This is a genomic window from Sporolactobacillus sp. KGMB 08714, from assembly GCF_036598985.1.
GTDB lineage: Bacteria > Bacillota > Bacilli > Bacillales > Sporolactobacillaceae > Sporolactobacillus.
In genome coordinates this window covers 1-18,264 of record NZ_JAUUBW010000021.1, presented here as the reverse complement: position 1 = coordinate 18,264, position 18,264 = coordinate 1, and the positions used below count along the sequence as shown (strand labels likewise).

15 protein-coding genes and 1 riboswitch are annotated in these 18,264 nt (G+C 50.4%); of the genes, 11 read left to right on the top strand and 4 right to left on the bottom strand.

Features of this window, described 5'->3' with window-relative positions:
- Positions 1–109 precede the first annotated feature (109 nt).
- Positions 110–215, bottom strand: a riboswitch (SAM riboswitch).
- Between the two features lie 167 nt (positions 216–382).
- The 4 genes from Q6A92_RS10360 to Q6A92_RS10345 all read right to left on the bottom strand — a co-directional run bounded on the left by Q6A92_RS10360 (position 383) and on the right by Q6A92_RS10345 (position 5,207).
- Positions 383–1,849: an ArnT family glycosyltransferase gene (locus tag Q6A92_RS10360; protein WP_274399074.1), complete on the bottom strand. Its 1,467-nt coding sequence runs from the start codon at positions 1,847–1,849 to the stop codon at positions 383–385.
- A 524-nt stretch (positions 1,850–2,373) separates the two neighbouring features.
- A complete protein-coding gene (locus tag Q6A92_RS10355; protein ID WP_274399072.1) occupies positions 2,374–3,870 on the bottom strand; it encodes an aldehyde dehydrogenase family protein in 1,497 nt (498 codons plus the stop codon).
- A gap of 215 nt (positions 3,871–4,085) precedes the next feature.
- Complete coding sequence (gene rpiA / locus Q6A92_RS10350) at positions 4,086–4,778, bottom strand: ribose 5-phosphate isomerase A (RefSeq protein WP_274399070.1); 693 nt, start codon at positions 4,776–4,778, stop codon at positions 4,086–4,088.
- A 147-nt stretch (positions 4,779–4,925) separates the two neighbouring features.
- Positions 4,926–5,207, bottom strand: coding sequence for a hypothetical protein (locus tag Q6A92_RS10345; protein WP_332238071.1), 282 nt, complete (start codon positions 5,205–5,207; stop codon positions 4,926–4,928).
- A gap of 802 nt (positions 5,208–6,009) precedes the next feature.
- On the opposite strand from Q6A92_RS10345, the gene Q6A92_RS10340 reads away from it, so the two are divergent.
- The 11 genes from Q6A92_RS10340 to rlmN all read left to right on the top strand — a co-directional run bounded on the left by Q6A92_RS10340 (position 6,010) and on the right by rlmN (position 17,707).
- Complete coding sequence (locus tag Q6A92_RS10340) at positions 6,010–6,819, top strand: transporter substrate-binding domain-containing protein (protein ID WP_274399066.1); 810 nt, start codon at positions 6,010–6,012, stop codon at positions 6,817–6,819.
- Positions 6,820–7,512 carry an amino acid ABC transporter permease gene (locus tag Q6A92_RS10335; RefSeq protein WP_274399065.1) on the top strand — a complete coding sequence of 231 codons (693 nt, stop codon included), beginning with the start codon at positions 6,820–6,822 and terminating at the stop codon, positions 7,510–7,512.
- Between the two features lie 15 nt (positions 7,513–7,527).
- Positions 7,528–8,271 (top strand): amino acid ABC transporter ATP-binding protein, encoded by a 744-nt coding sequence (locus Q6A92_RS10330; RefSeq protein ID WP_332238108.1) that lies wholly within the window; start codon positions 7,528–7,530, stop codon positions 8,269–8,271.
- Positions 8,272–8,782: 511 nt separating this feature from the next.
- Entirely contained in the window at positions 8,783–9,958 is a 1,176-nt protein-coding gene (locus tag Q6A92_RS10325) for an NRAMP family divalent metal transporter (protein ID WP_274399205.1), read from the top strand.
- A gap of 34 nt (positions 9,959–9,992) precedes the next feature.
- Complete coding sequence (locus tag Q6A92_RS10320) at positions 9,993–10,751, top strand: LamB/YcsF family protein (RefSeq protein ID WP_274399064.1); 759 nt, start codon at positions 9,993–9,995, stop codon at positions 10,749–10,751.
- Positions 10,752–10,771: 20 nt separating this feature from the next.
- Positions 10,772–11,572 (top strand): putative hydro-lyase, encoded by an 801-nt coding sequence (locus Q6A92_RS10315; RefSeq protein WP_332238069.1) that lies wholly within the window; start codon positions 10,772–10,774, stop codon positions 11,570–11,572.
- Positions 11,573–11,794: 222 nt separating this feature from the next.
- A complete protein-coding gene (gene pxpB, locus Q6A92_RS10310) occupies positions 11,795–12,505 on the top strand; it encodes a 5-oxoprolinase subunit PxpB (protein WP_274399061.1) in 711 nt (236 codons plus the stop codon).
- Positions 12,505–13,509, top strand: coding sequence for a biotin-dependent carboxyltransferase family protein (locus Q6A92_RS10305; protein WP_332238068.1), 1,005 nt, complete (start codon positions 12,505–12,507; stop codon positions 13,507–13,509). Before pxpB ends, Q6A92_RS10305 begins: the two co-directional genes overlap by 1 nt.
- A 173-nt stretch (positions 13,510–13,682) precedes the next feature.
- A complete protein-coding gene (locus Q6A92_RS10300) occupies positions 13,683–15,026 on the top strand; it encodes an aminopeptidase C (RefSeq protein ID WP_332238067.1) in 1,344 nt (447 codons plus the stop codon).
- A gap of 442 nt (positions 15,027–15,468) precedes the next feature.
- A complete protein-coding gene (locus Q6A92_RS10295; protein ID WP_274399057.1) occupies positions 15,469–16,506 on the top strand; it encodes an AI-2E family transporter in 1,038 nt (345 codons plus the stop codon).
- A gap of 127 nt (positions 16,507–16,633) precedes the next feature.
- Positions 16,634–17,707, top strand: a complete 1,074-nt coding sequence (rlmN, locus tag Q6A92_RS10290; RefSeq protein ID WP_332238066.1) for a 23S rRNA (adenine(2503)-C(2))-methyltransferase RlmN — start codon at positions 16,634–16,636, stop codon at positions 17,705–17,707.
- Positions 17,708–18,264: the final 557 nt, after the last annotated feature.

Here is an 18,264-nt window from a genome sequence, read left to right as displayed (position 1 = left end):
TAATTAAATAAAATCTTAGATCGGAAAGAGTTACAGATTGGAAAGAGCTGCACGTGAAAAGGCTGCTTTCCTGGAGAAAAAAAGGAAAGCAGCCTTTTAGCCGATTCTTTTCTTATCTGCCAGAATTTAATCTGCTGGAATTAACACCATACACACTCAGACGTGCTGGTTGTCGGGCTTCGCAGGGCCAGTCCCTCCGCCACTCTTGATAAGATTTATTTAATTGTGATAATTCTAACGCCTTGATTTGTTTTTGTCAATATTTAAATACAAGTATTTTAATATATTTAATCGAATTTAACATTGCCCGGTCGGAAAACACATCGCTGATGAAATTCCTGCTTCCGCCGGCCGGCTGCGGATATCGGCAATCAAAAGGCACCTAAAATCTTTTGTATTTATAAACGATGAAACCCCACGGATTGGATACCATGATCTTTAAGCGATTAGCCTTCATCAATTTTGGCGTGTAATATTTTTTTTGTACTAAAAGCAAGGCCTTGTCTGTCCGTAAAAATTCATTGAAATTTCCTTTGTTTGCATGCAGGTCGCGGATCAGCTCCCCCTCTAAAACCGCATTCTGCGGCCATACTTTTTTTCTGTTGTAGTAAAACAGACTGTCGCCTTTAATCCCGTCCACTCCGCGCAGTTTCTGAATCAGCTCCAGCTGCACGCTGGGATGGATATGGGTTAGGTAGTTGTTAATTTTCAGTTCATAGGAAACGGAAACAAGCAGTACGGAAGCCAGCAGAAAGATTTTCAGCATCCATCTTCCGCTCTGCAAAAGCCGGGCGGAGAAAATGGCGATCACGATGGACAGCGCAGGATAAATCGGGAGAATATACCATCTTATTTTTGTTTTTACCAGGCTGAAGAAGATTAAAGGCACAATAATCCATGCGATCATTCCGATCCAGTAGGCCCGTTCTTCGGGTTTCAGCTTTCTGATTGATTGAAAAGAAAATCGTTTGCTTAGAAAAACGAGGATCAGTCCGTACAGGACGGCAAGCCAATAAATAAAAAAATGGGAAATGATTCCGGCGTAATAGAGCCAGCCCCCGATGTGCCCTTCAATTGTCCTCGTGGATCGGGTCAGCAAGTCGTAGGTGACCATCCCTTTGAAGAAAGCCAGGCCGTCATATTGATATCGGAAGACGGCCCAGACCATGATCGGCGCAAACATGCTCAATGCCAGCAGAAACCAGTTTTTAAATGAAAACGATTTATATTTACCTGAAAAAATCAGATAAATTCCGATAATGGCTGCGATGTTAAACGAATGCCAGCTTTTTGTTAAAAAAGCAAGCGAAAAACCCAGTCCCGAAACATAGATCCATCTGTTGTTTTTCCCTGAAAGCAGCAGAGCCAGAATCGCCGCCGTGAACAGAAAAACGTAAAGAGAATCCGGGTCTCCGGTTCGGGCACTGTGGTTTGTTAAGAACTGGATGCACGTGATCAGAACGAGCGCGGATATAGCCGAGGCAAGTTTTCCGTGCTTTTTCAATGTGAAGGCGGCCACCATAACAATTGTCAGAAGGGCGCAGACAGCGGAGGCGAGCCGCAGCCCCAGAGCGTTAAAACCGGCGATTTTATAGCCGAGCATGATGCTCCAGAAGCTGAGCGGCGGTTTCAGATTCCAATAGTCCGTGTGGTGCATATATGTATTGACAAGATAATTGCCGCTCTGCAGCATTTCATATGCGCTGGCCCCATGGCGTGATTCATCGTAACTGGCGAACGGAAAACTGCCCAGGTGATAGAACAGGTTATAAATGGCAACCACAAAAAGAACTGCCATCGTCAGCAAATAAATGACAGTCGGCTTATTAAATTTTGATACGCGGTCCATGAATAACTCCCTTTTCTTGTTTATTCTTAAATAGACAGCAAGCTGTTCTTCTCATATATTATCGTGTAACCGGATAGGGTTCATACCGGTACGAATGGCTGATTGCCGAAGATATTTTTGAGATCGCATCGGTGATAAGCCATTGCCGGCCGCCGACGGGATGTTGATGCAGACAGGGTCTTTTCTCACGAATCCGGCAAGGAACATAACTGTTCGAATTTCGGCCGGATCACGCAAAAACATGTATATTATTCGCATTTTAACGCTTTTATCGGGCACTTCCACTCAGTTCCGCGTGTGAAGATATTGTAAATGAGAGAAGGAATGACTGGAAAGCCCGCTTTGCCGGGCTCCTGGCGCGCGACGAAGCCGCCGCTGCGGGGAGAAGGGGCAGCTTCATGCCGGACAGAGCGCAGAGCGCGGCGCTTCCACTAAAAATTAAAAAAGAGACGAGCGTAAAACACGCTCGTCTCCCGACGGACAAAGGGCTTCGTATTCCTGCCCTTTTGGCCGAAATGTTTAGATTAATACAGGCCGTCCACCGTTTCTTTTGTGCTGATAAAGATGTTCTTCGTCTGTGTATAGGCATCAAGGATACTCTTATACGTTTCGCGGCCGATACCGGATTTTTTGTAACCGCCGAACGGAGCACCTGCCGGCAGCTGATTGTATGTGTTAACCCACATGCGTCCGGTTCTTACGCCGCGTGCTACGCGGAGGGCCGTATTGAGGTTGCTCGTCCATACGGCGCCGCCAAGTCCGTATTCCGATTGATTGGCCAGCTTAATTGCATCATCGGCGTCTTTAAACTTTATGACAGTTGCTACCGGTCCGAAGATTTCTTCCTGAGCAATGCGCATATCGTTCTTCGCGTCGGCGAGAATGGTCGGAGCCAAGAACACGCCCTTATCGAGGCCGTCCTTTGTCAGCTTGTTGCCGCCGGTAACCAGCTTCGCTCCTTCATCTTCGCCGATTTTGACATAGTTCAGAATCTTGTCCAGCTGGCGTTCGTTGACCTGAGCGCCCATCTGAACGCCGTCCTCCCATGGAAGACCGACTTTGACCTTTTCAAAGGCGTCTTTCAGGGCCGCGACGAATTTGTCATAGATACCTTCCTGGACAAACAAGCGGGAGCCTGCGCAGCAAACCTGGCCCTGGTTGAACAGGATACCGAGCTGAGCGCCTTCGATCGCTTTGTCCCACGGTGCGTCGTCAAAGAAGATGTTCGCCGATTTCCCGCCGAGTTCAAGAGTTGCCGGAATCAATTTATCGGCTGCGGCCGCAGCGACTTTGTAGCCGACTTCAGTTGAACCCGTAAAAGCCAGCTTTGCAAAACCCGGATGATGGAGCATGTAATCGCCGGAATCGGAGCCTCTGCCTGTTACGACATTTACGACGCCGGCCGGAAGAGCCTGGTCAAGCAGTTTGGCCAATTCCAGCAGGCTGAGCGATGTCGATGAGGAGGGATGAATGACGACCGTGTTGCCCGCAGCGATTGCCGGCGCAATCTTCCAGGCAGCCATCAGCAGAGGAAAGTTCCACGGGACAATCTGACCGACGACGCCGATCGGTTCTTTCAGATTAATCGTCAGCGTATTCTCGTCGAGTGCCTTGGCCGTGCCCTCTTCAGAACGAATCACTCCGGCAAAATAACGGAAATGGTCCGAGCTTGCCGGAACGTCGATATTTTTCGTTTCTCTCAAAGGCTTGCCGTTATCCAGAGTTTCGACAAGTGCCAGGTGGTCGGCATTTGCGTCAATCAGATCGGCAATCTTGAGCAAGATCGTGCTTCTTTCCTGAACGCCGACGCTTTTCCATGTTTCAAATGCCTTTGTAGCCGCTTTCACAGCGGCGTCGACATCTTCATGGCTGGCATCGATAAATTCAGTGAGCTTTTCTCCATTGCTTGGATTATAGCTTGTCAGCTTCTTATTATGCGAACCGTCAACCCACTTTCCACCAATGTAAAGTTTATACTCAGAGTCAACTGATTGGTTCAATACTGATTCTGGTACGCTCATAAATCAATCTCCCTTCCTGTGTAGGAAAATGAATTATTTGTTACAATTTAATTATAAATACAATGGTTAAAAAACAAAATGAAAACGCTCATTTTTTCAAATGAACGGCTTATTGCACGAATCAGCGGCCGGATTCAAAGAGATAACGGGATCGTTTCCCCACGCTCTGACAAGACTTGTAATGGACACGGCAGCGGCCGTCGGAAGCAGTGTTTTCACCGGACCGGCCGGTTTTTCAAGAGCCATTGCACGCCGGTGCTGCCGGCAACAAGCGCCCGGGACACGACATTTGTGAAAAGAGAAGTATCGATCACACCGCTGATCGCCTTTAAATCCCGCTCAAGCGTCTCGATGTCGTCCACCTGTTTAAAAAAGACATCCATCAGCAGATGGCCGTTATCGCTCACCGTAAAACCGTCCTTTGCCGCGCTCTTGCGCATCACCGGCCTGCCGCCCAGTTCGGCCGCTCTTCTTTTGACGTAAGCCGCCGCGTCCTGCAGAATTTCCAAAACGACGGGCTGCTCAAAGGTCAGCCTGTCTGCAACTTTCGATTCATCCACGAGCAAAATATACTCGTCGGCCATTGAGGCAATTAATTTTTCTTTGGTGTGGATGCCGCCTCCGCTTTTCAGCGCATGGAGCTGTCTGTCCACCTGATCGCAGCCGTCAAAAGCGAGATCAATGTGATCGACCGTCCCGGTATGCAGCACATTCAGTCCGTTTTCCAGACATCGCAGTTCGGTTTCTAGGGAAGGGGTCACAATTTTAACGCGAAGATCTTTTGCACTCCCAAGAAAATCGATCAGGTAGCCGATCGTGCTTCCACCGCCCAAACCGATGATCATGCGGGCGCGGATCAGTTTTAATGCTTCCCGCGCACAGTCTTTTTTGATCATGTTTTCACTCATCCCGATCATCTCCCGCAGTATTGCGTGTTTTTGCTAAACCAAATAGGTACGTATTCCATTTAAACGTACCTTCCTCCCCCAGCCCTGTCAAACAATTTTCGAACGCCCATACTGCTGTCTGAAAGAATGATGGAATACGAGCATTCTTTAGCTTATTGTCCCGCTGTGCCGCCAATTGATGATCGACTTTTCCTGAGACCGCCGCTCTTTCGAAAGACGAAGAGCGTGCCGCGATCGATAAACTTCTGCCACAACCGATCGACTCCCCGGGACGACCGATAAACTTCCTGAAATGACCGATAAACGGGGTGCGACGACCGATACGGGGCACACAGCGACCGATAAACGGCTCGGATCAACCGAACCCATCGCCCCCATCGCCCGGAACCGACAATCAGCAGCTGATCGAAGATAAATCAGGTACAGCAATTGATAAATCTCCCAGCCACGATTGATTAAATCAATCGGGGACGAGTTTGCTGTTCTGATTATTTGCACTTATTGATTCTGATTCGGTTACTGCCGATTCTTTGGCTGTTGCTGTTGATTTTCTGCACGTTTCTGCCGATATCCTGCCGGTTACCGATGAGAATCGGCGATTTACTGATGACAGGCCGGCGGTTCCCGGCGGTTCCCGGCGATTTTAGCCGCGATTCACAGAAATACGCGGCAGGCCGAAGAAAAAGATCGGGTGTTTCCGCCATTTAATGCCTGTTCATGCACGTTATCTTTCTTTTCAGCGGAATAAACCGCCGATCACATGAACATTCGGGGAGATAGACCGGCGCTCGTGCAAGCCGGTCGTTTTTTGAAAGAATCGAAGGCACTTTCACGCCGGGACCCGACCGGATACATGAGTTGAAGGGATTCTCATTTGACGAAAAGATTCCTCCTGCTCTATTATGGGCCGGATATCGGTGCATAATAATGAAAGAACCGGGTGATGCGCTGATAACGGCGGGGAGGAACGGCAGCAAGATTATCGCTTGAGCAGGCTCCGCTGAAAGGGGCCGGCAGAAAATCTCCGATTGCCTGATTGACAAAATAATGATAGAATCAACATGATCATTTGCCGTTTAATGACATGCGCTTACTTGGGATTGATCCGTTCTGCATAAACAATTCTCAGGGTGGGCTGCGTAGTCAGGCGAAAAGTAACGGTGTTTCAGGCACACGCATAAAGAAGCAGAGCGTGCGGCCGGAGGGATACGGAACAGGGAGGAATAGAGAAGTGAAAAAGTTTATTGTGGGATTATTGATTGCCGCTCTGGCATTTTCCCTGGCAGCCTGCAGCTCGCAAAGCAGCGGCTCATCGAAGTCCGCGAAGTCTGCGAGCACTGCCTTGGATCAGATTAAGAAGAAGGGCGTGCTCACGGTCGGTACGGAGGGCACCTATGCGCCCTATACTTACCACGACAGCAAAACGAACAAGCTGGTCGGCTTCGATGTCGACGTTATTCGGGCGGTCGGACAGCGTCTCGGCGTCAAGGTACAATTCGAAGAATCGGCCTGGGATTCACTGTTTGCGGGACTCAATGCCAAACGGTTTGATACAATTGCCAACGACGTGGCCGTGACGCCGGACCGTCAGAAAAAATATGATTTTTCCAGTGTTTACTCGACATCGCAGTCCGTGATCGTGACACGTAAAGATAATAATAAGATCAAAACTTTGAACGATCTGAAGGGTGTCAAAGTAGCCCAAGGTCTGACAAGCAATTTTGGAGAAGAAACAAAGAAAGCGGGAGCGGTGATCATCGGAGAAGATGATCTGTCAAAAGCGCTGAAACTCGTCAGTCAGAGCCGTGCGGATGCGCTCGTTAACGATCAGGGTGCCGTGCTGCAGTACTTCAATACGGTAAAGGATAATAACCTGAAAATTGCCGCTGTTGTGCCGACCGATAGCGCGAATGTTGCTTTTCCTGTCCTGAAAGGAAACGGACTGGATAAGGCTTTCACAAAAGAATTGCAGGCGCTGAAGAAAGACGGTACACTGAAGAAAATATCGGAGAAGTATTTTGGAAAGGACATCAGTAAGTAAATGTCATTTTTTGTACTCGGCCAGATCACAATAGACTGGCAGCTGGCCGCGCAGTCTTTCTGGCCGATTTTAGAAGGCGGCCTGGTCTACACGATTCCCCTGGCCGTTGTTTCTTTTATCTTCGGCCTTGTGATTGCGCTGATTATGGCTGTCTTGCGGCTTTCTCACGTCAGACTGCTTCAGACGATTGCCCGGGTCTATATTTCGATCATTCGCGGCACGCCTCTGCTTGTGCAGCTTTCGATTATTTACTTCGGCCTGCCCGATCTCGGCATCGAAGTCAGTCCGTTTCTCGGTGCGATCGCCGCCCTGTCATTGAATGTCGGCGGTTATGCCGCTGAAACAATCCGCGCTTCGATACTATCCGTACCGAAAGGCCAGTGGGAAGCCGGCTACACAATCGGTATGAACTATTTTCAGACACTGCGCCGGATTATCCTGCCGCAGGCCGCGCGCGTGTCGGTTCCGCCGCTGTCGAACACATTTATCAGTCTGGTGAAGGATACCTCACTGGCCTCAACGGTGACGGTAACGGAACTTTTCAGAAAAGCGCAGGAGATAACGGCCACAAGTTATGATTTTCTGCTGCTCTATTCGGAAGCTGCTTTGATCTACTGGATTTTCTGCTTTTTCCTTTCTCTTCTGCAGGGATGGGTCGAAGCGCGGTTGGATCGCTATACGGCTTCAAATTAAGGGGAGAACATGATGCTGCTTGCAGCAAGCAATATTCACAAATCTTTTGGCGGGCATCCGATATTGAAGGGTATTGATTTTACTCTGGATGAAGGAAAAGTGCTGGTCATTATCGGCCCGTCCGGTTCAGGAAAAACAACCCTTCTCCGCAGCCTTAATCTGCTTGAGATTCCTGAAAAAGGAACGCTGCAGATTGGTGACCGGACGGTTGATTTTGAACAGCCGGTTTCACAAAGCGCCATTCGCGGAATCCGTCAAAAATCAGCAATGGTCTTTCAGAGCTATAATTTGTTCCCGCACAGAACCGTGCTGGAAAATGTCATCGAAGGGCCGGTTTTTGTCCAAAAGGTGCCGAAAGAAAAAGCCGCTGCCGATGCCAGGCAGATTCTCGGCAAGGTCGGATTGTCGGCGCATCTGGACAAGTATCCGCATCAGCTGTCCGGCGGGCAGCAGCAGCGGGTCGGCATCGCCCGGGCAGTGGCTTTGAGACCGAAACTGCTTCTTTTCGACGAACCGACGTCCGCTCTGGATCCGGAATTGGTTGCCGACGTGCTGAAAGTCATGAAGGATCTGGCTCAGGAAGGCTGGACAATGGTTATTGTAACTCACGAACTGAAATTTGCTTCGGAAGTTGCGGATGAAGTGCTGTTCATGGATGACGGCGTCATTCTTGAACGAGGCGGTCCCGAGTCTATTTTCCGTCATCCGCGTCATGAGCGGGTCCGCCAGTTCCTCAGCCGGATTCTGAAGCAGGTATGAGTATCGCAACAAACTGAAGCAACCCTTGAAAACCGGGATTTGCATCGCAGCGGCCCCCTGGAATCGGATTTATTCCTCCGATCTCAGGGGGCTTTCGCTTCATTTAAAATAAAGCCGGCCAGACAGCGGAGATTGCAACTTGCCGACACATTGAGGCCTTGAGCCGCGTTCGAATCGGACAGCCATTTTGAAAAAATTTTACTAACAGCACAGACCATTGGAGAATATCTTTTCGCTTTTGACAGAAAGTATTGAACGGACAAAGAAAAATTATCCGACACTTGAAAATACGGCCCGCATTTTTGGAAGGCCGGCAGGAGAAACAGAGGATGGATTGAACAGAGGCTTTTGATTCGCACTAAAAAGTTTCAAAATGTATAGCGGCAAAAAGATTTCTGAAGAACCGTCATAATTTGAAAAAGATTTTAAAAATATGTATAATTGTGTTATATTTTAACTTCAGGCGGTGAATCTTTTGGAAAACGGTAAACGCAAGGCATTCAATGTTGCAATGGGTGCGGCCTTCCTTATGGCGATGTCGGCCGTCGGACCCGGGTTTCTGACTCAGACGGCGGCTTTTACCTCGAAGCTGGGCGCGGATTTCGGTTTCGCTATTTTAATCTGTATTCTGGTTGACATCGGCGTTCAGCTCAATATCTGGCGCATTATTGTTGTTTCGGGGAAGAAAGCGCAGACGATCGCGAACGAATTGCTGCCCGGTCTCGGCTATTTATTGACTATTCTGATTGTTATCGGCGGTCTGACTTTTAACATCGGCAATATCGGCGGCGTCGGTCTCGGGTTTAATGTGCTTTTCGGCATATCGCCGGAAAACGGAGCGATTATTGGCGGAGCTATTGCTCTGATCATCTTTCTTGTCCGCAACGCCCTGATCGTCATGGATCGGACCGTTCAGCTGCTTGCGGTCGTAAAAGTGCTTCTCATTATCTTTATTGTCGCGGTCAGTGCCCCGCCGTTCGGCCAGGCGGCCGTCCATACCTTTTTTCCTTCCCATATTGATTTTTATTCGATCGTGACGATTGTCGGCGGTACGGTCGGAGGGTACATATCGTTCTCGGGCGGGCATCGACTGCTTGAAGGCGGCCTCAGAGGCAAAAAAAGCATCCGCTACATTAATGAGGGGGCACTGACGGGTATCGGCGTTGCCTCGATCATCCGTGTCCTGCTTTTTCTGGCAGCCCTTGCCGTGATCACCGAAGGATTCAAGCTTAATCCGTTAAACCCGGCGGCCAGCATTTTCCAGTCGGCAGCAGGAACTTTCGGCTATAAATTTTTCGGGCTCATTTTATTCGCGGCCGGCATGACATCAACGCTCGGTTCGACCTTTACATCGGTCTCGTTTCTGGATTATTCTAAATCTGAAGAGAAAAATGATGGTTTTCAAAGGATCCGTCCCTATCTGATTATATTCTTTATTGTCTTCTCTACGGCAATCTTCTATTTTATCGGCAGTCCGGCCAAAGTGCTGATCGCGGTCGGGGCGATTAACGGCCTGATCCTTCCGATTGCGCTGGCCATTCTGCTGATCGCCTCGACGAAAAAGCGGATTGTAGGGGAAGGATACAACCATCCGCTCTGGCTGACGATTGCCGGCTGGATCATCGTCGTATTCATGGCCTATGCAGGCGTCCAATCACTGATCACAGGATTCTCGTCTCTTTTCTGAGCGATTTATGGCGTTAAAGGAGAATGATTTCTAAATGGTACAGATTGATTTGAATTGTGATTTGGGAGAGAGTTTCGGTCACTATGTCATCGGAAATGATGAAAAAGTTCTGCCGCTGATCTCATCTGCAAATATTGCCTGCGGCTTTCATGCGGGCGATCCGTCCGTCATGCACCGGACAATTGTCCGGGCGGAGGAGAACGGAGTGGCGATCGGCGCACATCCCGGTTTGCCTGATCTCGAAGGATTCGGCCGCCGGGAAATGGCGGTTACTCCGGCAGAAGTCTACGACATGGTTGTCTATCAGGTAGGCGCTCTGCAGGCGTTTGCCGCTGCCCGGAAAGTCGGGCTGAATCACGTCAAGCCCCACGGCGCGCTATATCATATGGCTTCCGAGCAGGAACAAATAGCCGAAGCGGTTGTTCAGGCCGTAAAGGACGTCGATGCCGGCCTGCTGGTTTTCGGTATGGACGGCACTTCGCTGACGGCTGCCGCTGAAAAAGCGGGCCTCCGTGTGGTTTATGAAGCGTATGCGGACCGCACTTATCAGCCGGACGGTTCCCTGACTCCCCGCACGCAGCCGCATGCTCTGATCACAGACGCGGATCAGGCGATCAGGCAGGTCCTGCAGATGATTGATGATGGGACGGTGCTGACGGCGGGCGGCCGGAAAGTATCCGTCCGCGCCGAAACAATCTGCCTGCACGGAGACGGTGAAGCGGCACTTGCTTTTGCGAAAAAAATAAACCGGGAGTTAAAGAATCGCGGTATTGAGATAGCAGCCCGGCATTGATTTTTATGGAGATGACTGAAATGACTGGATTTGACAATCCGGCTGCCGTACCGCCTTCAGAAGCCCGCCGGATGATCGGCGAAGGCCGCTGGCAGAAACCGACAAGCGGGCTTTCGAACGGCTATACACAGGCTAATCTGGTGATTTTGCCGGAAAAATATGCTTATGATTTTCTGCTTTTCTGCCAGCGCAATCCGCGCCCCTGTCCCTTGCTGGAAGTGCTCGATGCCGGCGATCCGGCCGTGACATTCCTGGCGGATCACGCCGACATACGGACAGACGTTCCGAAATACCGCATCTATCGGCACGGGGTATTGACCGATGAAGTCGCTGACATCAAAGCTTTTTGGCAGGCCGATTTTGTTTCATTTCTGATCGGCTGCAGTTTCAGTTTTGAGCAGGCACTCCTCGAAAATGATGTTCCCGTCCGCCAGATTGAAGAGCAATGCAATGTTCCGATGTACCGGACGAATATTTCCTGCCGGCCGGCAGGTGTTTTCAGCGGGCCGATGGTTGTCAGCATGCGTCCGATGACTGAGCGCCAGGCGATCAGAGCCATTCAGGTGACCAGCCGCTTCCCGTCCGTTCACGGTGCCCCGATACACTTCGGCGATCCGGCGAAAATCGGCATTGCCGATCTATCCCGTCCGGATTTTGGCGATGCGGTGACAATTCGTGATCATGAAATACCTGTGTTCTGGGCTTGCGGCGTCACACCGCAGGCTGCGGTGATGGCTTCCAGGCCTGAGATCGCGATTACGCATGCACCCGGGCATATGTTTATAACAGACCGGAAAGATACGGCATTCAGTATTCTTTAACGCCGCTGCACCGTTCATGCCCGTGAATCGGACATTCTGCCTGTGCTGCCCTTCCGGTGCGCGTATGAAAAACTTGCCGGCGGGCGGGTTTTTCTTTTTAATACATGGGCCTGCGGAAGATCGGCCTCATTTAGTTTAAGAAAAAACGAAGGCCCGGCCGCTGTCTGAGACTTGCTTCGTTCCTCCGGGTTTTTCTTAATCAGACCAAGGGTGGAAACAGAAATGAAAATAGAACCTTTTGGCGAGCTCGCGGTCCGTGTCATTTTCGGGGATCGCATCGATCCGAATATTCAGCAGAAAATCAAACAGTTCACGTCTTTTTTCGACCGGCAGCCTTTTGACGGATTCATTGAATATGTGCCCGCCTATACCAATGTAGTCTTTTACTATGATCCGTGCCGGGTGGCAGCATACGGGCAACAGAGCCTGCCGGCGCAGCAGCAGGTTGCCGATTATCTGCTCAGGCTTTCAGAGCGTATGACAGGAGAGAAAAAACAAGAGAAAAGCAGGAAAACAGTGCATATCCCCGTGTGCTACGGCGGCAGTTTCGGACCGGATCTGAAGGAGGTCGCGGAGGTTCATCACCTATCCGCTGCCGAAGTGATCGTCAAACATTCCGAACCGGAATATCTCGTGTATATGCTCGGCTTTGCTCCGGGTTTTCCGTTTCTTGGCGGACTGCCGGAGGAACTCGCCACGCCGCGGCGCGCTGTTCCGCGGATAAAGATCGCCTCCGGCTCCGTCGGCATTGCCGGCCGCCAGACCGGTGTGTATCCGCTCGATTCGCCGGGCGGCTGGCAGATTATCGGCCGGACGCCGCTGCCGCTTTTTTCGCCCGCCGCCGATCCGCCGACACTGCTCGCAGCCGGTGATCTTGTTAAGTTCGATCCGATCGCTGAGCCGGAGTACAGACGTATGAAGGAGAGTAGATGATGGCTTTCACAGTGATTCGGAAAGGATTCGCCGCATCTGTGCAGGATCTGGGCCGGCCGGGTTATCAGCGGTTTGGTATTATTGTCGGCGGCGTCATGGATCCGCCTTCGGCCAAACTGGCAAACTGGCTCGTTGCCAATCCTTCGCCAGCCGCGGTGGTTGAATATTCTTTTATCGGTCCTACCGTGCTCTTTACGGAGGATACACTGTTTGCGATAACAGGCGCGGACTGCCAACCGCAACTGGATAATCGGGCTGTCGGCACCGGGCGGCCGTATCTTGCGCGGGCCGGCCAGATTCTTTCCATCGGCGGGCTTTCATCCGGAAGCAGAGGCTATCTGGCGCTGGCCGGCGGCATTGATACCGTTCCCTGGCTCGGCAGCCGGTCGACTTACGAGCGGGCCGGACTGGGCGGTTTTAAAGGCCGCTTTTTAAAGGAGCAGGACCGTCTCCCTGTCGGACGGCCTTCGCCCCTTGCAGCCGGCGTGATGAAGGGCCTCGCTTCGGAACCGGCACCGGGCGGCTGCTTTTTCTCACTGCGCCGCTCTTATCGGGGCATTCGGACGATCCGGGTGACGTCCGACAGGCTCTGGCCGCGCTTTTCAGCGGACAGCCGGCGTCAATTTCTCCATTCTGTTTATCGTGTGACGGCATCGTCCGATCGAATGGGCTACAGACTGGAAGGTGCGAACCTGGTGCTCGACCGTCCGCTCGAACTCTATTCGGAGGCGGTTACGAACGGTTCCGTCCAGGTCCCGCGCAGCGGGCAGCCGATTATTCTTATGACCGATCATCAATCGACAGGCGGTTATCCGCGCATCGCGCAGGTTGCGGCTGTCGACCTGCCTCTCTTGTCCCAGCTGCCGCCGGGAAGTATGCTTCGTTTTCAAAAGATCCCCGTGCTTCAGGCGGAAAAATTTTTTTTGAAACAGGCTGAAGAACTGGCGTTTCTGCAAAGAAGAGTGACCCGCCGGCTTGAAAATCTGCGGACCGAACGGCATTGAAGCCCGCACGCAGCGCTTCGGCCGAAAAAGCCCGTTCCGTGTCCGCAGGCTATGTCAGAAACTCTTACATGTTTCCTGCACAGACCGGCATTTTTGCTCGTATTGCTTTTGCGTGCAGTTATTTTTAGGCATATAATAATTTGGAGGAGTCGTTTACGGAGGGGGAAAAAAGATTGACGAAAGAAATTTCTGCATCAATGGTTGCAAGATATTCCGACAAAATACAGACCAAACCGAAGAATCAGATCATTAAAGACGCGATCATGAAAAACGGCATCAATGCTGCCACTTTGAACAATGATTCGCTCGTATCTATGAATCAGGCATTCTCTGAGGAGATCGAAACCGGCAAAGTCACCGATCAGAAAATGAGCGGCAGATGCTGGATGTTTGCGGCGCTGAACACCTTCCGCCACAAACTGAATGACCTGTTTCATTTGAAAGATTTTGAGCTGTCACAGAATTACACATTATTCTGGGACAAATTCGAGAAATCAAACTATTTTCTTGAAAGCATTATTGAGACAGCTGATCAGCCGCTCGACGGCCGGCTTGTTTCATGGCTGATGGCGACACCGCAGCAGGACGGCGGCCAGTGGGATATGCTCGTGTCCATCATCGATAAATACGGCGTCGTTCCGAAGCAAGTTATGCCGGAAACCTTTCAGAGCAGCCGTACAAGAGAACTCAACGGGCTTCTTAATGCAAAACTGCGCGAGGACGCGGGCGCGCTGCGGAGACTGCATGAAAAAGGAAAGACAAGAAGCGATCTTGAGGAAACTAAGGGTGATATGCTCGACGATATTTACAGAATCCTAGTTTTCTCGCTCGGCGAGCCCCCGAAAAGTTTTGATTTCGAGTACCGCGATGAGGAAAAGAAGGAATTCCACAGAGAAACGGGCATTACGCCAAAGGAATTTTTTAAAAATTACGTCGGCCTGAATCTGGATGACTATGTCAGCATCATCAATGCGCCGACGAAAGACAAACCGTTCAATAAGACCTATACGGTACAGTATCTCGGCACAGTCGTCGGCGGGCGCAGGATTAAGTACCTTAATGTAGACATAGATACCTTGAAGAATCTCGCAATCAGCCAGATTAAAGACAAGGAAACCGTCTGGTTCGGGTGCGACGTGGTTCTTTATTCCGACGGCAAACTCGGCATCATGGATAAAGACCTCTATGATTATGACACGGCGTTCAGCACGGAATTCAAGCTCTCTAAAGCAGAACGCCTGGACTATAAGGAAAGCTGCCTGACGCATGCCATGGTGCTGACCGGCGTCAATCTCGTGGACGGCCGGCCGAACCGCTGGAAGGTCGAAAACAGCTGGGGAGAAGATCGCGGAAAAAAAGGCTATTTCGTGATGAGCGACAAGTGGATGGATGAATTCACCTATCAGGTTGTCGTCAACAAGAAGTATCTTTCCGATGAATTGAAAAAAGCTTACGAGCAGGAGCCTGTCGAACTGAAACCGTGGGATCCGATGGGTGCCCTGGCCTTAATGAAGTAAACCAGACTAAACCAGTTAAGCCGTCCGGCAGCCGCCCGGACGGCTTTTTTCCGGGGGCGCCCGGCATGGGCGGCCGCCGGTCGGTGAAGGCCCGCTGCGGATCCGGCAGCAAAAAGCCGGGAAAATCCATCGCGTGGCAGCATCTAAAGAAAGCCGGAGGCGGGCGGCACGACAGGCGGCGGATGGATTCAGATCGGCCGTGTAGAGGTTAAATGCTGACCGGTTTGCGGTCTGTTCTTCATCATAAAGGCATTCAGATCGGCCGCTTAGAAGCTGAATATTCTGAAGTTAATGCCCGAATCCGGTTGGGAAATTTTTTCCTTCAATTTTATTTTGCATAATTTCTGAAAACCATCTAGAATAAAAGTGTATCGCTATGTCTAGGATAGAAAACGAAATGACATAGAAATCGGACCTGAAACAGAATGGGGAAACAGAATCTATGAACAGACTTATTGACTATTTAAAACGGCAGTCCGTCCGGCGGGTGCTGATTTTCGGGTTGCTGATTTTTATTCTGTACCTTCTGAAAAGCCTGATCAATTTGCTTTTGCTGACCTTTATTTTTTCATTTTTGGTCGACCGGCTGGAAGCCTTCGTTCACCGAAAACTGAGGATTCCGCGTCGGTTGATCGTGGTGCTTCTTTATATTTTGATCGCGCTCGGCATTTATGTATCGCTAACCGTCTATCTGCCGGTTATTATCGAACAGACGGTCGAACTCTTTAAATCGATTATGGAAGCTGCTAAAGATTTTCAAGGTTCCGTTCTCGGCAATGCGATTCTTAGCCAGTTGAAGAAATACAATGTCAATACATATCTGGGTTCCGGTGTGAAAATTCTGATCGATTCGTTCTCCTCATTCGGCTCGTTCGCCGTCGATCTGTTTCTTGCGCTGCTGCTCAGTCTGTTCTTTTCACTGGAGAAAAATCGCCTGATCCAGTTCGCAGCCGGTTTTAAGGAAAGCAAAATCGGGTTTCTTTACAATGAAGTGGCCTTTTTCGGCTCGCGTTTTGTCGGCACGTTCGGCAAAGTGCTCGAGGCGCAGTTTATTATCGCGATTGTCAATACGCTGATCACATCAGTGATTCTCATAGTGCTTCACTTCCCGCAGCTGTTCAGCCTGATTCTGATGGTCTTTGTGCTCAGCCTGATTCCGGTTGCAGGAGTCATCATTTCTCTGATTCCGCTGTCCATGATCGGCTATACCATCGGCGGCGTTCAGGATGTTATCTATATGGTGCTGACGATTCTGCTTGTGCACTGCGTGGAGGCTTACGTCCTTAATCCGAAACTGATGTCGGCCAAAACTGAACTGCCTGTCTTCCTGACTTTCGTCGTATTGATTTTTTCTGAACATTTTTTCGGCATCTGGGGACTGATCGTCGGGCTCCCGGTGTTCGTTTTTCTGATTGACGTGCTTAATGTGCAGTACAAACGTCCGGAGAAAAAAATAACTTTCAAACGCCGCGGCGACTGACTGCCCATGCATGGGAAGGGCAGTGCGGATCGTTGAAGATGTGCCCGGACTTTCCGCGGTTCTTGCACTTTGAGGCAGCAATCGCTATGATAAAAACATCATGCGGATTTTTAAAAGAGGTTAAGCAATGGATAACTACTCCATATATGATTTAACGTTTGAGCAGCTGACGGCGTGGGTTCTGGAGCACGGTGAGAAAAAATTCCGGGCGGCTCAGATCTGGGACTGGCTTTATGTGAAACATGCGAGCGATTTTGACGAAATGACCAATCTGTCGGGAAAGAGTATCCGGCTGCTTAAAGAGCACTTTACGATCGGGACTCTGAAGGAACGCATCGCACAGAAGGCGAAGGACGGGACGACCAAATTCCTTTTTCAACTGACGGACGGAAATTTGATCGAGACCGTACTGATGCCGCATGAATACGGACTTTCCGTCTGTGTGACGTCGCAGGTCGGCTGCAACATCGGCTGCAGTTTCTGTGCAAGCGGGCTGCTGCGGAAAAATCGGGATCTGACAAGCGGTGAAATGGTTGAACAGCTCGTTGCCATTCAGAAACGTCTTGATCGGGAGGAAAACGGGGAACGTGTCGGTCATGTCGTTGTCATGGGCATCGGCGAACCGTTTGATAATTTTGATCATGTCATGGACTTTCTGCGGATTATCAACGATCAAAAGGGACTGGCGATTGGCGCCCGCCACATCACTGTATCGACAAGCGGCATCGTCCCGAAGATTTATCAGTTCGCCGATATCGACTGGCAGATTAATCTGGCTATTTCGCTTCATGCGCCGAATAACGAGCTGCGCAGCCGGATTATGAAAATTAACCGTGCCTACCCGATTGAAAAGCTGATGGAAGCCGTGGATTATTATTTGAAAAAAACTAACCGACGGGTTACATTTGAATATATTATGCTTAAAGGCATAAACGATCATAAAGAAGAGGCGCTTCAGCTTGCCGCGCTGCTTCAAAACAAGCGCCATCTTGTTTTTGTCAATCTGATTCCGTACAACCCGGTCGAAGAGCACTCGGACTATCAACGCAGTGAGGAAGAGGCGGTCGCCGCTTTTTACGGCACACTGCAGAAAAAGGGCATTAATGCTGCGGTGCGCAAAGAATTCGGAACGGACATCGACGCTGCCTGCGGCCAGCTGCGCAGCAAGCAGATCAAAAAAGCCAAAGTCCGCCGATCCTGATCCGGCCGTTTCGGGACAAATGCTCAGGAAAAGCCAAAAGCAGGACGGGTAAAAACCCGCCCTGCTTTTTAGCCTAATGAATCGGGTCAGGGGTGAGTCCGGCGCCATTGGGGCACAGCGACCGATAAACGAGGTATGTTGACCGATAAGGTTACTGCGACGACCGATAAACGAGGTATGTTGACCGATAAGGTTACTGCGACGACCGAAAAACGAGGTATGTTGACCGATAAAGTTGCCGTGCCGACCGATAAACCGTTCTGAAACAGAGCCGTTTAACGATTCGGAGCGGTTTTTGGGTGATTCGGAGCGAGTTAGGCTTGATTCGGAGCATCCGCTTCTTTTCGGAACAACTCTTTCGGATTTCGGAGCAACTTCAGCTGTATTTGGAGCGAGTTTCCGGCGATTCGGAGCGGCTTGAACCTGATTCGGAGCGAGATAGGCTTGATTTGGAGCACCCGCTCCTTTTCGGAGTAACTTTTTCGGATTTCGGAGCAACTTCAGCTGTATTTGGAGCGAGTTTCCGGCGATTCGGAGCGGCTTGAACCTGATTCGGA

Excerpts from the sequence above, each read along its gene's own strand:
- Q6A92_RS10360 (WP_274399074.1), bottom strand. The coding sequence starts at position 1,849 with ATGGACCGCGTATCAAAATTTAATAAGCCGACTGTCATTTATTTGCTG.
- Q6A92_RS10355 (WP_274399072.1), bottom strand. The coding sequence starts at position 3,870 with ATGAGCGTACCAGAATCAGTATTGAACCAATCAGTTGACTCTGAGTAT.
- rpiA (WP_274399070.1), bottom strand. The coding sequence starts at position 4,778 with ATGAGTGAAAACATGATCAAAAAAGACTGTGCGCGGGAAGCATTAAAA.
- Q6A92_RS10335 (WP_274399065.1), top strand. The coding sequence starts at position 6,820 with ATGTCATTTTTTGTACTCGGCCAGATCACAATAGACTGGCAGCTGGCC.
- Q6A92_RS10325 (WP_274399205.1), top strand. The coding sequence starts at position 8,783 with ATGGGTGCGGCCTTCCTTATGGCGATGTCGGCCGTCGGACCCGGGTTT.
- Q6A92_RS10320 (WP_274399064.1), top strand. The coding sequence starts at position 9,993 with ATGGTACAGATTGATTTGAATTGTGATTTGGGAGAGAGTTTCGGTCAC.
- Q6A92_RS10315 (WP_332238069.1), top strand. The coding sequence starts at position 10,772 with ATGACTGGATTTGACAATCCGGCTGCCGTACCGCCTTCAGAAGCCCGC.
- pxpB (WP_274399061.1), top strand. The coding sequence starts at position 11,795 with ATGAAAATAGAACCTTTTGGCGAGCTCGCGGTCCGTGTCATTTTCGGG.
- Q6A92_RS10305 (WP_332238068.1), top strand. The coding sequence starts at position 12,505 with ATGGCTTTCACAGTGATTCGGAAAGGATTCGCCGCATCTGTGCAGGAT.
- Q6A92_RS10295 (WP_274399057.1), top strand. The coding sequence starts at position 15,469 with ATGAACAGACTTATTGACTATTTAAAACGGCAGTCCGTCCGGCGGGTG.
- rlmN (WP_332238066.1), top strand. The coding sequence starts at position 16,634 with ATGGATAACTACTCCATATATGATTTAACGTTTGAGCAGCTGACGGCG.